The following is a 15,340-nucleotide window of genomic DNA, read 5'->3' as shown; positions in this document are numbered from 1 at the left end:
TTCTATAAATATGAATTTGTAACTACGTAAATAACGTGTGCTTCTTCAGTAGAATTATTTTCAAGCAGATGATGATCAGACGCTTCAAAGTAAATAGATTCTCCTTTTGAAGCTATGTATTGTTGCTTTCCTAAAGTAAGTTTAACTCTTCCTTGTAATACATAAATAAAAGTCTCAGAAAGTGAAGGCTCAAATTGTTTAAATTGACCGTCAACTCCAAACTTAAGATAAACAGGCTCCATTTCATTATCATTGGATTCAGAAATAAGCCATCTTAGTTCATAGTTCTTATCTTCATCTTCATAAATAGTCTGTTCATCTTGCGTGAAAACCACCTTTGTCCTTGCGTATTCATCGTCAAAAAAATCTTTCGGTTTTGTTCCTAACACACTTAATATGGAAAAAAGGGTCTCAATAGACGGCGAATTTATATCTCTTTCTAATTGAGATATAAAACCTTTACTAAGGTCTGTTCTTTCTCCAAGTTCTTCTTGTGTTAGTCCTTTTTTTAAACGCAACCTCTTTATTTTTTTCCCTATTTGCATATAAAGAAACTCCTTCTTAAGCGAAAATGAATTCCTATTTTAAACAAAGTTTATTTTAACACAACTTAAAGTTTACTTTAACAACTTATTTTATTAATATCAAAAAATTGTTAGTACTCCTATAAAAGGAACAGTCAATTTACTTTCATTTGCATACAATAGCTTTGGACTTATACAAAAAAGGAGAGAAGTAATTGAAGCTAAGAGAGGAGTTACCTGATTTATCTCGGGATTTAAAGTGGATGAATGGCAAACAGACAAAGGAGCAATTGATAGGTGAAGTACCCCTTCTTGTCCATTTTTGGTCAGTAAGCTGTAATTTATGTAAGACCTCAGTGGAAAAAATCAATAAATGGAAAGTGTTATACAATGGAAAATTTAAAATCGTTAGTGTGCATATGCCAAGAAAACAAGAGGATATAGATGAACAGTTAATTCAAGTTCTTACTAAGAAATGGAACATGAGCCATCCCGTTTGCTTAGACCATCAATTAATTGTTACCAAAGCATTTCAAAATAGAATTGTTCCTTCCTTTTATTTATTTGATAAAAATGGTTTGTTAAGACATGTCCAATCTGGTGAGAACGGGATGCATATGCTTGAAAAACGATTGACTCTTTTAATGAAAGAAAAATAGGACGATAAATCTATCTACTATTTGATTCCATATGGTAAACTAAGTGCAGTCGAATGGTAGGGAGGTATTGGCGTGCAAAAGGAATTCGTAGTTATAGGATTAGGTCGTTTTGGAGGAAGTATTGTACGAGAACTGATTACTCAAGGTGCAGATGTAATGGCAATCGATATAGTACCAGAGCGTGTAGATGAATTTGCAGCAATTGCAACACAAGCCGTTGTAGCAGATACCACAGACGAAGCAGCTTTAAAATCTCTTGGTATTCGGAATTTTGAACATGTAATTGTTGCTATTGGAGATGATATTCAATCCAGTATTCTTACAACACTAATGCTTAAAGAGATAGGTGTCAAAAAAATTACTGTAAAAGCACAAAATGATTACCATGAAAAAGTACTTCGCAAAATAGGGGCAGATCAAGTTGTTCATCCAGAGCGAGACATGGGTATTAGAATTGCAAATAATATAATATCTAGTAATGTTCTCGATTATCTTGAACTATCTGACAAACATTCAATTATGGAAATAAAGGTAAATGAAAAAATAGCAGGTCATTCTATTATCGATTTAGATATTCGTGCAAAATACGGAATAAATATTGTTGCTGTCAAAAGGGGAAATGATATTTTTGTTTCACCACCTCCAGATGAGCAGCTTCAATTAAATGATGTACTCATCATTATTGGAGCAGATGTCGATATTAATCGTTTTGAGAAAAAAGTTTTATCTTAATGAAAAGCTGTAAATACCAAAATATAAGCCCAAATGTGGGCTTTTTTATTTGCGCACGGAACCTCTAAATAATCTCCCACAAGAGCTTTCTTATAAAGAGATAAAATATTTCAATCTTTTTCATACATTCCAGAACCATTTTTTTACAAAAACAAAAACATCATAATTACAATTCCTTGTGAAAGACTATTACAAGGAGGTGGAAATTGTGGCAAAACAAACGTCTGAAAAAAATAATAGTGAGGGGCATCTTTCTTGGTGGCAACTATCCTTAATCGGGGTTGGTTGTATAATTGGGACAGGTTTTTTCTTGGCATCAAGTATTGCCATTCAAATGACCGGACCATCCGTTATTTTTGCTTTTATATTGGCAGCCACTGCGACATACATTGTGTTTGAAGCTCTTGCGAAAATGTCTGCTAAAGATCCACAAAAGGGGACATTTCGAACATACGCAAAAAAAGCATATGGTCGTTGGGCAGGATTTAGTAGTGGATGGGTTTATTGGTGTTCTGAAATATTAATAATAGGTAGTCAGTTGACTGCAATTTCACTTTTGACAAAGCTTTGGTTCCCAGGTGTTCGTTTGTGGATTTTTGCTTTAATATACGCCATTTGTGGACTTATCGTGCTTTTTATAGGAGCAAAAGCATTTGGAAAAGTAGAAAGTATATTTGCTATTATGAAAATTGCAGCAATCTTTATGTTTATTGTTATTGCTATCTTAGCTCTAACAGGTGTTATTGATGGAAATCCAAAAGGAGATATTCCAAAAACCATGGGTGAATTATTTCCAAAAGGAGTCTTTGGATTTTGGAGTGCACTTTTATTTGCCTTTTTCGCTCATGGTGGAATAGAAGTAATGGGTGTTATGGCTATTCATCTAAAAAAGAAAGAAGATGCACCAAAATCAGGGAAAGTAATGTTAGCTCTTCTTGGCTTAATTTATGTAATTTCACTTACTTTGGCGCTATTGCTCGTTCCCTATACAGAATTTAAAGATAAGAAAAGTCCCTTTGTTACTGCTTTAGCGGATTTTAATTTAGATTTTTTTCCCCACGTTTTTACTGCGGCTATTATTATTGCTGGGTTTTCAACAATGTCTGCTTCCTTATTTTCGGTCACCACAATCCTTACGACGCTATCGGAAGAGGGAGATGCTCCAGCAATATTCAGTAAACAAACGAAAAAAAAATTCAAAATGCCTTTACCTGCTATTGCATTAACTTCCTTAGGACTTGTAATATCTATTGTAACTTCTTTAGTGTTACCTAATAAAGTGTATGAATATATAACGACTGCTGCAGCATTAATGTTGCTTTATAACTGGTTATTTATGTTAATGTTTTATCACAAATTGATTGAGCTGACTAATGCGGATAAAGTAAAAAGAACTATCGGCATAATTCTTGTAGTCGCTGCAGTAAGCGGATCACTTGTTCATTCTACAAGTCGACCAGGTTTTTTTATCAGTTTAGTGTTCATATCTGTAATTGCACTAGTCATTTTAGTGTTACGTAAGCGCTGGGAAAAGGAAGAGTCTCAAAAGAGTGTGTGATAAGCTTGAATGCCAAAATATATACCAAATGCAATCATCGATAGGGAAGAGAGTAAGGAGATAAGAATAAGAAACCTAGTTGATAGGTACTTTCTTGCACCACTTGAAAGAAAAGCTATAATCGTATCCCACAAAATTACTCCAACTATAATTGCTAAGCTAAAAATAATTAATTGATCGTCCTGGAGAGAGACGGATGTTTGCGCAAGGATAGAACCGTATATTCCCAACCAAAAAAGAATCGTTAGAGGATTCAACAGGGAAATTAGGAATCCGGACAGTAATGCCTGCCTAAGACGAATGCGCTTTCCAGATGACATGTTAATTTTAATTTTGTTTAGGGTTAGTAAATTTTCTATGCCTGTATAAGTTAGAACGAAACACCCGAAAGTCCATAAAAATATTTTTATGTAAGGTGAATCTATGAATTGCCCAACCCCAAAATAAACCATAATCATATAGAGGATGTCCGCTGTTAATGCACCAAAACCAAAAATGAATGCATGAAAAAAACCATTTTTGATTCCTGTATCTAATTGTGCCGCATTAACAGGTCCAACTGGTGCCGCTAAAGAAATTCCTAACAAGATGTAAGTGAAAATTGAATTCATTGTATGTCCTCCATCGAAATAGATATCTTGTATCTTATTCATTTGGAGTGTCTTGTACAACTAAATGCAAACAAAATTATTCAATAAAAAACCTCAGATTATAGAAATCTGAGGTTTAAGCATACATACTAAACTTCCATGATAATTGGTAAAATCATTGGTCGTCTTTTTGTTTTTTCATATAAATAAGGACTTAGAACGTCTGTAATCTCATTTTTTAATTCAGACCATTCAGCAGGCTTGTCCTGAATTGTTAATCGTAAGTGCTTGTTTAACATTTGTTGAGCCTCGTTAATCATCGTCCCCGATTCACGCATATAAACGAATCCTCGTGAAATAATATCTGGTCCAGAAACAATTTTTTTCTTTTCCATATCTGCGCTGACAACGACAATAACTAATCCCTCTTCAGATAAAATACGACGATCTCTAAGTACGATATTGCCAATGTCACCTATCCCACTACCATCGATGTATACATCACCAGAAGGAATTCTACCAGCTACATGTGCTTCGTTTGCACTCAATGCAAGTACATCTCCATTTTCCATGATAAATGTATTTTCTTGAAGTACATCACAATCGATAGCAAGTTCCGAATGGATTTTTAACATACGATACTCACCGTGTATTGGCATGAAGAATTTTGGTTTCATCAGGCGTAGCATAAGCTTTTGCTCTTCTTGTGAACCATGACCAGACGTATGAATATTATTTAAAGATCCATGAATTACTTCTGCTCCTGCACGATAAAGTAAGTTAATCGTGCGATTTACACTTGATCTATTTCCAGGAATAGGAGAGGAAGAAAATACTACAGTATCTCCAGGCTGGATTTGAATTTGACGATGAGTGCCATTTGCTATTCGTGAAAGAGCTGCCATTGGTTCACCTTGGCTACCCGTACATAAAATAAGTACTTCATTTGCTGGTAATCGATTTAATGTACTAACGTCAACAAAAGTTTCCTTAGGAGCAGTGATATATCCAAGCTCACGCCCAATCGTGATTGCATTGTCCATACTTCTACCAAATACAGCGATTTTACGATTATGATGTACAGCAGCATCTGTTACTTGCTGAAGTCTATGAATATTAGATGCAAAAGTAGCAAATATAATACGACCATTTACTTTTCTAAAGATAGAATCCATACTTTCGCCTACTTTACGTTCAGACATTGTAAAGTTAGGGACTTCTGCATTTGTACTATCGGAAAGTAAACACAACACTCCGTCACTACCGATTTCAGCCATTTTCGTTAAGTTTGCTGGTTCACCAACAGGTGTGAAATCAAATTTAAAATCTCCCGTGTGAACGATATTACCTGGAGGGGTTTTTACTACAATACCGAACGCATCTGGAATACTATGTGTTGTTCTAAAAAAACTAACTGCAGTTTTTCTAAACTTAATGACATCGTTTTCTTCAATAACATTCATTTTAGTTTGACGAAGTAAACCATGTTCTTCTAATTTATTGCGTAGTAGGCCGAGGGCTAACTTTCCGCCATAAACAGGAACGTTGAGTTGCTTCAATAAATAAGGAATTCCACCGATGTGATCCTCATGACCATGTGTGATAAAAAGGCCTTTAATTTTATCCACATTTTTTACTAAATACGTGTAGTCAGGAATAACATAGTCAATTCCTAATAAATCATCTTCTGGAAACTTGATTCCAGCATCAATCAAAATTATTTCATCTTGAAATTGAACGCCATAAGTATTTTTGCCGATTTCGCCTAGTCCGCCGAGGGCGAAAACCGCAGTTTGATCATTCTTTACAAATTTCATAGATTATATCTTCTCAACATTGAAATTCGTACTTGCTTGTTCGTATTCTAAATGACTACCTTCAAGCAATTGAATTAATTCAATATTATACTTTCGATCTTTCAGAAGAGAACGAACCTCACGTTCTGATTCTGCTTCTACATATAGGCTCTTAGTGTTTTCGCGAACTGGTACTTCTAGTGCATTTTCTTGATAATAAACTTTATAAATCATTTTATACTCTCCTTTTTCACGTTCAAAATAAATCAATTCTCTTTATATTATCATGACGCTTATTTAAAATAAAGAAAAGCCCTCCAAAATTTGAAGGGCATAAAAATCTATGCTATCGTTTTTTCTCTGAGCATTCCACCGAGCCGTCTCAACAGTTTCCTTTTCAGGCGTTTCAACATGGCCACCCACTCCTTGTACTACATTATATACAAGAATGGAAAAATTGTAAAGGATTTTCGCAGAAAAGTCAAACTATTTGCATAATGAAAAGAGGATTATTTTTATGAAAAATAAAATTTTATTTTTTGATATTGATGGAACGATTCTAGATGGTGATAAAAATATCCCCACAGGTGTAATAGAAGCTATTAATGAAGCAAAATCGAACGGGCATGAAATTATAATTGCTACAGGAAGAGCTCCATTTACAGCTAAATTTGTTTTAGACCAGTTAAACCTAGACTCCTTTGTTTGCTATAATGGCCAAATCGTGCAGTATAAAGGCGAAACGATCTATAAAGGAGTACTAGAAAAAGAAGAGTTGCAACAGTTAACAGATTTTGCTCAAAATAGGGAGCAACCGGTAGTTTATATGGATAGTAAGGAATTTGTATCGAATATACCTGACCATGAAGATGTATTTGAAAGTATTTCATCTTTAAAAATGGCGCTACCTCGAACAGAAGAAAACTTCTTTTTAACAAATGACATCCATCAAGCTTTAATATTTTGTAGCTTAGAAGAACAAAAGGAATATGAAAATGCATTTCCAAACTTAAAATTTGTTCGTTGGCATCGAGTATCTTGTGATGTTCTACCAAAAGGAGTTTCAAAAGCTAAAGGTATTGAATTATTGCTTAAACATATAGGGAAATCTCCAGATGATAGTATTGCTTTCGGAGATGGATTCAATGATATAGAAATGCTCGATTTTGTTGGGATAGGCGTTGCAATGGGAAATTCTGTAGATGCATTAAAGGATCGTGCGACAATTGTCACTGAGCATGTTTCTGAAAATGGTTTAATAAATGCTATGAAGAAGTTAGAACTTATACAATAGTAATAAGGAGATATACATGAAAAACATGCAAAATAAACATGTACTAATATACGGGGATGCATTTGTCGATTATATTGCAAATGATTCAAGCAATACACAATTCACGAAGTTTTTAGGGGGGGCTACTGTAAATGTCGCAGCTGGCATCTCTAGATTAGGAGCTCCAGCGTCTTTTATAACGGTGACTGGCGAAGATGAAACATCAGAGTTTGTTAGAACTGAACTAGCGGGAGAAGGTGTAGATCTTACTTACGCAAAAATCATTCCAGAAAAAAGAGTGAGTGGAGTATATGTTCATTTGACCACTGACAATGACCGAATTTTTTATAAGTATGTAGATGAAACGCCAAATGTTCAAGTAGAATACTGTACGTTAGAACAATCAGCTTTTCAAAATGCTTCTCTTTTTCATTTTTGTTCGGGAACTTTATTTCACCCCGTTGCCTTTAATACTACAAAAGAAATAGTAGCTACATTGAAAGAGACAGGAACTTTCTTATCATTTGATGCCAATATTAGACCATTAAGATGGGAAAATGAAGAAAAATGTAGAGATACAATTATTTCTTTTTTCACAGATGTAAATTTATTAAAATTAACAGAAGAAGAGCTTTTTTTCTTAACAGGAACAGATACGCTCGAAGCGGGTATTGAAAAGTTGCAGTATTACTCCATACCAACAATTCTTATTACAATGGGAGAAGAGGGAGCTTATATTGTGATGAATGAACAGATAATTCACATTCCAGTTCTCAAAGTCGACCCTGTAGATACAACCGGTGCTGGTGATGCATTTATGGCAGGGATATTAAGACAGATTCATCTTTATGGAGCCCCTACTACTATAAATGTATGGAAGGAATATGTATCATTCGGCAACAAGCTAGGTGCAATTTGTGCGACAAAATTTGGCGCATTATCGGCAATGCCGAGAATAGAAGAATTAAGTTAACAATAAAATAAAAGAGGTGCCTTTTTAGGCGCCTCTTAGATTAAAGACAAATTGAAAAATATAGCGTTTTGTTATTTTGGAGAAGCGTCCACTCGACTCCTGCGGGAAAGAGAGGCAGAAGAGACAGTAGTTGAAAGACAGGTTTTTCACATACTAGATTTTTATTTCGGACCCGTTGATTTCCGTTCCAGGCGGACGCGTTCCGCCGGCATGGCTTCAGCCGCTTCCCTCGCGACGCTCAGTCCAGGGTCTTCAGCTCATGCACCTGCCGCTTCGCTTTCGGTGCAGAAAAAACATTTGCTATCCCGGCTGGAGTCTCCACCTTCCACTCCAATCAACTATTATCCGCTTTTCAATTAAAAAGCCATCACGCTATTAATAGAGTAAGTTTATATCACTTAAATTTTTTCAATTAGTATTTATAGAAAATCGTTGAAAAAGGCGTCACTCCTGCGGCAACGATTGCATGACCAACATCGTGTTGGCCAAGGAGGCTAAGGCAACGCCCGCGGAAAGGGAGCCGTTTCAACAATTTTCTTATTTATAGGACGACATTATTTAGTAAAGTCAAATTCTATATACTTTTTCAGTGCCCTCAGCGTAACTGTAACAACTCTTTTTTGAGTTTTTCAACAGCTAGAGAGGTGCCAAGGAGGCGCTTATTTTATTATCCACGATCATAAGGTGTAGAATCGGGTATTTCTGCATAAGGGTTCATTTTATTAATATGATCATAAAACATAATTCCATTTAAATGATCTAACTCATGTTGGAAAGCAATTGCCGGTAATCCTTTTAAACGTTTTTTAAACGGTTTACCATCTGGATAAAAACCAGTTGCTGTAATTCTTGCATATCTAGGAACATAACCTTCAATTACTTCATCTACTGACAAGCAGCCCTCGCCTGCAGAAATATAGGTTTTTTCAACTGAATGACTAATAATTTTTGGATTTACGGCAACAAAGCTAACAATATTGTCTTCTTCATCTGTTAAGTGTAATGCAAACATTCTTTTTTCAGCATTCACTTGTGGTGCAGCTATGCCTATTCCTGGTCTTAGCTTATATTTTTCAACCATTTCTTCATCTTGGCTGTTTATAACATATTCTAATAAGTCTGCTGCAAGTTTTTGATCTTCTGCTGATAAAGGGAAAGTCATTTCAGAAGTTTTTTTACGAAGAGTGGGATGACCATCTCTTATAATGTCGTTCATAAGTATCATTTGAATCGTCCTTTCCATATTCATATAGCTATTATATCGAAAAAAGGTCATTAACTAAACAAAAAGAGCCGATTGGTCTGTTGAATTTAAAGGTAAGAACAATTATAGTGTTAAGAATATAGGAGGTTGCTTTATGAAAAAAATGAAATATCTAGTTATTCTATGCTCTATCTTATTTCTGTCTGCATGCTCTTTTGGTCAACAAACAGAAGAAAAGTTATCTAACATCTTAACTGAATTATATGAATCTGAATCTGATTATAGAGCTGTACAATCAGAGTTAATAGCAATCGAAAAAAAAGAGCAAGCTAATTTTCAAAGTATGATGGAATTAACTAAAGACCAAAAAGAAGAGCTTACAAAACAAGTAGGTGAAACTTCTAAACTTTTGGAAGAACGGTTAGTTTTAGTAGAAAAAGAAGCAGCTTCCATTACTAAAGCATCTGAAAAATTGAAACAATTACAAACACTAATATCCGAAACAAAAGATGAATCTGAAAAAGCAAATTTAGAAAAAATGGAAGAAGCATTAAAAAATAGATATGCAGCCTATGATGCTTTAACTGAAGAGTATAATTCTCTTGCTAGCTTGCAAGAAGAATTATATAACTTACTAATTACTGAAGAAGCAGAAGTAAAAACAATTCAAAACAAAGTTGCAGAAGTGAATAAACAGAATGAAGTGGTCAAGAAAGCGGTAGAGAAGTTTAATGAGCTTACTACACAGTTAAACAAAGTGAAGGAAGATATATTTACTTCCTTGCAAGAAGAAAAAAAGTAAACAGTAGGCTATTCTAATGGGAAACATTAGGATAGCCTTTTGTATTATATATAACTGTTACATTAGTAAACTGATATAATACAGACAAAAATAGTTAGTGATACAGTTTGAAAGGTTTTAAATTTTCTTGCAAAAACAAACCCTAGTTTTATATGATTGACCGTAGATTTAAACTTGAGTATACTAAAAATGAAATATTGTTGTATCACTATGTCTTATAAGAAATTTTAATACAGAAGAAAAGGAGAGTTGCTATTATGGCTGCAAAAAAATTACCGCAGTTAGATCCAAAGAAAACGCTTCAAGAGATTGAAGAAAAGTTTGAATTGTTCCAGATTTTAAACGAAGAAGGGACAATCGTTAACGAAGAAGCAAACCCTAACCTATCCGATGAAGAATTAGTAGAGTTAATGAGCCGTATGGTGTATACGAGAATTCTAGATCAACGATCCATCTCTTTAAACCGTCAAGGACGTTTAGGATTTTATGCTCCAACTGCAGGGCAAGAAGCTTCCCAACTAGCTTCCCAATTTGCACTTGAAAAAGAAGATTTTATCTTACCTGGGTACCGAGATGTGCCACAAATCGTATGGCATGGTTTACCATTATGGCAAGCTTTCTTGTTCTCTCGTGGACACTTCATGGGAAATCAAATACCAGAAGGTGTAAACGTTTTCCCACCACAAATTATTATTGGTGCGCAATTTATCCAAGCTGCTGGGGTAGCACTTGGAATGCAAAAACGTGGTAAAAAAGCGATTGCCATTACTTATACAGGTGACGGTGGATCTTCACAAGGTGATTTCTATGAAGGAATTAACTTTGCAGGAGCTTTTCGCTCACCGGCAGTATTTATTGTTCAAAATAACCAATATGCTATTTCTACTCCACGTGAATTACAAACAGCAGCAAAAACTATTGCACAAAAAGGTATTGCCGCAGGTATTCCAAGTGTGTTAGTAGATGGAATGGATCCTTTAGCTGTTTATGTAGCGACAAAAGATGCTAGAGAACGTGCGATTAGAGGAGAAGGTCCAACTCTAATTGAAACACTTTGTTACCGTTACGGTCCACACACTATGGCTGGAGATGATCCAACTCGTTACCGTACGTCTGAAACAGATTCTGCTTGGGAAAAGAAAGATCCACTTGTTCGTTTCCGTACATTCTTAGAAGGAAAAGGACTATGGAATGAAGAAAAAGAAGCAGAAGTAATCGAAAAAGCTAAAGAGGAAATTAAAGAAGCTATTAAAAAAGCAGACAGTGCACCAAAACAAAAAGTTACTGATTTAATTAATATTATGTATGAAGAAAACCCATATAACTTAGATGAGCAATTAGCTTACTATACAGAGAAGGAGTCGAAGTAACCGATGGCACAATTGACGATGATTCAAGCAATTACGGACGCACTCCGTACTGAGCTTAAAAATGATGAAAACGTTCTAGTCTTCGGTGAAGACGTAGGCGTTAACGGAGGAGTATTCCGTGCAACTGAAGGTCTACAAAAAGAGTTTGGAGAAGATCGAGTATTTGATACACCTCTAGCAGAGTCTGGGATCGGTGGTCTTGCAGTTGGTCTAGCACTTCAAGGTTTCAGACCTGTTCCTGAAATTCAATTCTTTGGATTCGTTTATGAAGTAATGGATTCTATTAGTGGACAACTATCTCGTATGCGTTTCCGTACAGGAGGATCTTTTAATGCCCCTGTTACAATTCGTTCACCATTTGGTGGAGGTGTGCACACACCAGAAATGCATGCAGATAGCTTAGAACTATTAATGACATCTACTCCAGGGGTAAAAGTAGTTATTCCTTCTACACCTTATGATGCAAAAGGATTATTGATTTCGGCTATTCGAGATAATGACCCTGTTATTTATCTAGAGCATATGAAATTGTACCGCTCATTCCGTGGTGAGGTTCCAGAAGAAGAATATACAATTCCACTAGGTAAAGCGGATGTTAAACGTGAAGGTACAGATTTATCTATCATCACTTATGGAGCAATGGTACATGAAAGTATTAAAGCTGCGGAAGAGCTAGAAAAAGAAGGTCACTCTGTAGAAGTTGTAGATTTACGTACAGTTCAACCTCTTGATATTGAAACAATTATTGCTTCTATTGAAAAAACAGGACGTGCAATAGTCGTTCAAGAAGCTCAAAGACAAGCTGGTATCGCTGCAAACGTAGTAGCTGAAATCACAGAAAGAGCTATTTTAAGCTTAGAAGCGCCTGTGCTAAGAGTTGCTGCTCCTGATACAGTATTTCCATTTTCTCAAGCAGAAACAGTTTGGTTACCTGGAGTAAAGGATATAGTAGAAACAGCTAAAAAAGTCTTAACGTTTTAATAAATAGCATTTAAAAGAAAGGGTGAATACTGTGGCATTTGAATTTCGATTACCGGATATCGGTGAAGGTATACATGAAGGCGAAATCGTTAAATGGTTTGTCAAAGTAGGAGACGAAGTAGCAGAAGATGATATTTTATGCGAAGTCCAAAACGATAAAGCTGTAGTAGAAATTCCTTCTCCTGTAAAAGGGAAAGTTACGGAAGTATTAGTAAGCGAAGGTACAGTTGCAGTCGTTGGAGATGTGCTTATACGATTAGATGCTCCTGGATATGAGGATCTACATTTTAAAGGGCATGATAACGAAGCGGCAAACGAGAAAACCGAAGCACAAGTACAATCTACAGCTGAGGCTGGTCAATCTATAGATAAAGAAGAAACAAAGGCTCCTGAAAAATCTGAGAAATCAACAGAAACAACAGAACAGCCAAGAGTGGATCCAAAAGGCGACAAACGTGTGATTGCAATGCCATCTGTTCGTAAGTTTGCTCGTGATAATGAAGTGAATATTGCAGATGTCTCTGGAACAGGAAAAAATGGACGAATACTAAAAGAGGATATTGAATCATTCTTATCTGGTGATCAGAAATCTGTAGAGGTTTCAAGTAATGTACAAGGGGAAGAAATATCAAAAGAAACAAAAGCAGAAGTAAAAACATCTGCACCAGTTTCTATAGAAGGAGAATTCCCTGAAACTCGCGAGAAAATCTCTGGTATTCGAAAAGCAATCGCTAAAGCAATGGTTCATTCAAAACATACTGCTCCTCATGTAACTTTAATGGATGAGGTGGATGTGACGGAACTTGTTGCTCATCGCAAGAAGTTTAAGGATATTGCAGCGGAAAAAAATATCAAGTTAACTTACTTACCATATGTGGTGAAAGCATTAGTAAGTACATTACGTGAGTTCCCGCAATTAAATACTTCTTATGATGATGAAACAAGTGAAGTAATTCAAAAGCATTACTTTAATATTGGAATTGCAGCTGATACTGAAAAAGGATTGCTTGTTCCAGTCATTAAACATGCGGATAGAAAATCTGTATTTGCTATTTCGGATGAAATTAATTCACTTGCTGGTAAGGCACGTGAAGGAAAACTTTCACCTTCTGAAATGAAAGGTGCTTCCTGCTCTATAACGAATATTGGCTCTGCTGGTGGACAATGGTTTACTCCAGTTATTAACCATCCAGAGGTAGCAATACTTGGAATTGGTCGAATTTCAGAAAAACCTGTAATAAAAAATGGTGAAATTGTAGCTGCTCCTGTGTTAGCATTATCATTGAGCTTTGATCATCGAATGATCGATGGTGCGACTGCTCAACATGCGTTGAACCATATTAAACGTTTGCTAAGCAGTCCAGAATTATTATTAATGGAGGCGTAAAAAATGGTTGTAGGAGATTTTCCGATTGAAACAGATACTTTAGTAATTGGTTCAGGCCCTGGTGGATATGTAGCTGCAATTCGTGCAGCACAAACTGGACAAAAAGTTTTAGTAGTAGAAAAAGAATATATTGGTGGAGTTTGTTTAAACGTTGGTTGTATTCCATCAAAGGCATTAATTTCTGTTGGTCACCGTTTTGAACAAGCAAAACATGCGGACGACATGGGTATTACTGCTACTGATGTGAAAATTGACTTTTCTAAAGCACAAGCTTTCAAAGATAGCGTAGTAAAAAAATTAACAAGCGGTGTTTCTGGGTTATTAAAAGGTAACAATATCGAAGTAGTAATGGGTGAAGCATATTTTGTAGACGCTAACACTGTTCGTGTTATGGACGAAAAATCTGCTCAAACGTATACATTTAAAAATGCGATTATTGCTACTGGTTCTCGCCCAGTTGAAATCCCAACATTCAAATATTCAAAACGTGTACTTAACTCAACTGGTGCTTTAAGTTTACCTGAGATTCCAGAGAACTTAGTTGTAATTGGTGGAGGATATATTGGTACCGAATTAGGTTCTGCATATGCTAACCTAGGTTCAAAAGTAACAATTATTGAAGGCGGCGATGACATTTTAGCTGGCTTCGAAAAGCAAATGACAACAATCGTTAAAAAAGGCCTTAAGAAAAAAGGTGTCGAGATTTCAGTTAAAGCATCTGCTAAAGGTGTAGAAGAAACTGAAAATGGTGTTGTTGTAACTTATGAAGCAGGCGGAGAAGAGAAAAAAGTCGAAGCTGATTATGTATTAGTAACAGTAGGTCGTCGTCCTAATACAGACGAAATGGGTCTAGAAGAAATTGGCATTAAGTTCGGTGAACGCGGATTACTAGAAGTAGATAAACAATGCCGTACTAGCATTAGTAATATCTATGCAATCGGTGATATCGTAGCAGGACCTCAACTTGCACACAAAGCTTCTTACGAAGGTAAAGTAGCTGCTGAAGCTATTGCTGGTCAATCATCTGTTGTAGATTATTTAGCGATTCCTGCAGTTTGCTTTACAGATCCAGAAATGGCTACAGTAGGTTTAAACGAGGCGCAAGCTAAAGAACAAGGATATGATGTAGCTGCTGGGAAATTCCCATTCGGTGCAAATGGTCGTGCACTTGCACTCAATGCTGCAGAAGGTTTCGTAAAACTTGTTTCTCGTAAAGAAGATGGATTACTTCTTGGAGCTCAAATTGTAGGTCAAGGAGCTTCTGATATGATTGCTGAGCTAGGTTTAGCTATTGAGGCTGGAATGACAGTTGAAGATATCGCAATGACTATTCACGCACATCCAACATTAGGTGAAATAGCAATGGAAGCTGCTGAAGTTGTTATGGGTCACCCAATTCATATCATTTCAAAATAATTTATTTCGGAACCACTCAAAGCAACCTTGCTTTGAGTGGTTTTTTCATGTTAGTTGAAATGTCTATGATCACTC

General features: G+C 35.8%; 15 protein-coding genes. 10 read left to right on the top strand and 5 right to left on the bottom strand.

Features of this window, described 5'->3' with window-relative positions:
- Nucleotides 1-2 precede the first annotated feature (2 nt).
- Nucleotides 3-545 (bottom strand): helix-turn-helix domain-containing protein, encoded by a 543-nt coding sequence (locus P2Q73_RS04355; RefSeq protein ID WP_056827461.1) that lies wholly within the window; start codon nucleotides 543-545, stop codon nucleotides 3-5.
- Nucleotides 546-739: 194 nt separating this feature from the next.
- On the opposite strand from P2Q73_RS04355, the gene P2Q73_RS04350 reads away from it, so the two are divergent.
- From P2Q73_RS04350 to P2Q73_RS04340, 3 genes are all read left to right on the top strand, one after another.
- Entirely contained in the window at nucleotides 740-1,183 is a 444-nt protein-coding gene (locus P2Q73_RS04350; RefSeq protein WP_056827459.1) for a TlpA family protein disulfide reductase, read from the top strand.
- A gap of 72 nt (nucleotides 1,184-1,255) precedes the next feature.
- Nucleotides 1,256-1,915, top strand: a complete 660-nt coding sequence (locus P2Q73_RS04345) for a potassium channel family protein (RefSeq protein ID WP_053590165.1) — start codon at nucleotides 1,256-1,258, stop codon at nucleotides 1,913-1,915.
- A 208-nt stretch (nucleotides 1,916-2,123) separates the two neighbouring features.
- Nucleotides 2,124-3,473, top strand: coding sequence for an amino acid permease (locus P2Q73_RS04340; RefSeq protein WP_056827456.1), 1,350 nt, complete (start codon nucleotides 2,124-2,126; stop codon nucleotides 3,471-3,473).
- Here the strand turns inward: P2Q73_RS04340 and P2Q73_RS04335 are convergent.
- The 3 genes from P2Q73_RS04335 to P2Q73_RS04325 all read right to left on the bottom strand — a co-directional run bounded on the left by P2Q73_RS04335 (nucleotide 3,458) and on the right by P2Q73_RS04325 (nucleotide 6,093).
- Nucleotides 3,458-4,084 (bottom strand): LysE family transporter, encoded by a 627-nt coding sequence (locus tag P2Q73_RS04335; protein ID WP_056827455.1) that lies wholly within the window; start codon nucleotides 4,082-4,084, stop codon nucleotides 3,458-3,460. The two genes, P2Q73_RS04340 and P2Q73_RS04335, sit on opposite strands and share 16 nt — an antisense overlap.
- Before the next feature lie 128 nt (nucleotides 4,085-4,212).
- Nucleotides 4,213-5,880 carry a ribonuclease J1 gene (rnjA, locus tag P2Q73_RS04330; RefSeq protein ID WP_053590162.1) on the bottom strand — a complete coding sequence of 556 codons (1,668 nt, stop codon included), beginning with the start codon at nucleotides 5,878-5,880 and terminating at the stop codon, nucleotides 4,213-4,215.
- Between the two features lie 3 nt (nucleotides 5,881-5,883).
- The gene (locus tag P2Q73_RS04325; RefSeq protein ID WP_275784325.1) at nucleotides 5,884-6,093 is read right to left on the bottom strand and encodes a DNA-dependent RNA polymerase subunit epsilon; all 210 of its coding nucleotides are present in this window, start codon (nucleotides 6,091-6,093) and stop codon (nucleotides 5,884-5,886) included.
- A 283-nt stretch (nucleotides 6,094-6,376) separates the two neighbouring features.
- On the opposite strand from P2Q73_RS04325, the gene P2Q73_RS04320 reads away from it, so the two are divergent.
- Together P2Q73_RS04320 and P2Q73_RS04315 are read left to right on the top strand one after the other, a co-directional pair.
- Nucleotides 6,377-7,153: a Cof-type HAD-IIB family hydrolase gene (locus P2Q73_RS04320; protein WP_275784322.1), complete on the top strand. Its 777-nt coding sequence runs from the start codon at nucleotides 6,377-6,379 to the stop codon at nucleotides 7,151-7,153.
- A 16-nt stretch (nucleotides 7,154-7,169) separates the two neighbouring features.
- Nucleotides 7,170-8,105 (top strand): carbohydrate kinase family protein, encoded by a 936-nt coding sequence (locus P2Q73_RS04315; protein ID WP_275784319.1) that lies wholly within the window; start codon nucleotides 7,170-7,172, stop codon nucleotides 8,103-8,105.
- Nucleotides 8,106-8,772: 667 nt separating this feature from the next.
- Here the strand turns inward: P2Q73_RS04315 and def are convergent.
- Nucleotides 8,773-9,330: a peptide deformylase gene (gene def / locus P2Q73_RS04310; RefSeq protein WP_053590157.1), complete on the bottom strand. Its 558-nt coding sequence runs from the start codon at nucleotides 9,328-9,330 to the stop codon at nucleotides 8,773-8,775.
- A gap of 133 nt (nucleotides 9,331-9,463) precedes the next feature.
- Here def and P2Q73_RS04305 point away from each other — a divergent pair, with 133 nt between their 5' ends.
- The 5 genes from P2Q73_RS04305 to lpdA all read left to right on the top strand — a co-directional run bounded on the left by P2Q73_RS04305 (nucleotide 9,464) and on the right by lpdA (nucleotide 15,265).
- Entirely contained in the window at nucleotides 9,464-10,111 is a 648-nt protein-coding gene (locus P2Q73_RS04305) for a YkyA family protein (RefSeq protein ID WP_275784314.1), read from the top strand.
- 257 nt (nucleotides 10,112-10,368) lie between these two features.
- A complete protein-coding gene (pdhA, locus tag P2Q73_RS04300) occupies nucleotides 10,369-11,481 on the top strand; it encodes a pyruvate dehydrogenase (acetyl-transferring) E1 component subunit alpha (RefSeq protein WP_056827444.1) in 1,113 nt (370 codons plus the stop codon).
- A gap of 3 nt (nucleotides 11,482-11,484) precedes the next feature.
- Nucleotides 11,485-12,462: an alpha-ketoacid dehydrogenase subunit beta gene (locus P2Q73_RS04295; RefSeq protein ID WP_275784311.1), complete on the top strand. Its 978-nt coding sequence runs from the start codon at nucleotides 11,485-11,487 to the stop codon at nucleotides 12,460-12,462.
- 31 nt (nucleotides 12,463-12,493) lie between these two features.
- Nucleotides 12,494-13,849, top strand: coding sequence for a dihydrolipoamide acetyltransferase family protein (locus P2Q73_RS04290; RefSeq protein WP_275784308.1), 1,356 nt, complete (start codon nucleotides 12,494-12,496; stop codon nucleotides 13,847-13,849).
- Between the two features lie 3 nt (nucleotides 13,850-13,852).
- The gene (lpdA, locus tag P2Q73_RS04285; RefSeq protein ID WP_053590152.1) at nucleotides 13,853-15,265 is read left to right on the top strand and encodes a dihydrolipoyl dehydrogenase; all 1,413 of its coding nucleotides are present in this window, start codon (nucleotides 13,853-13,855) and stop codon (nucleotides 15,263-15,265) included.
- Nucleotides 15,266-15,340 lie beyond the last annotated feature (75 nt).

Origin of the sequence: Bacillus sp. Cr_A10, assembly GCF_029222665.1 — a bacterium.
GTDB lineage: Bacteria > Bacillota > Bacilli > Bacillales_A > Planococcaceae > Psychrobacillus.
This window is presented reverse-complemented; position numbering and strand designations above follow the sequence as displayed.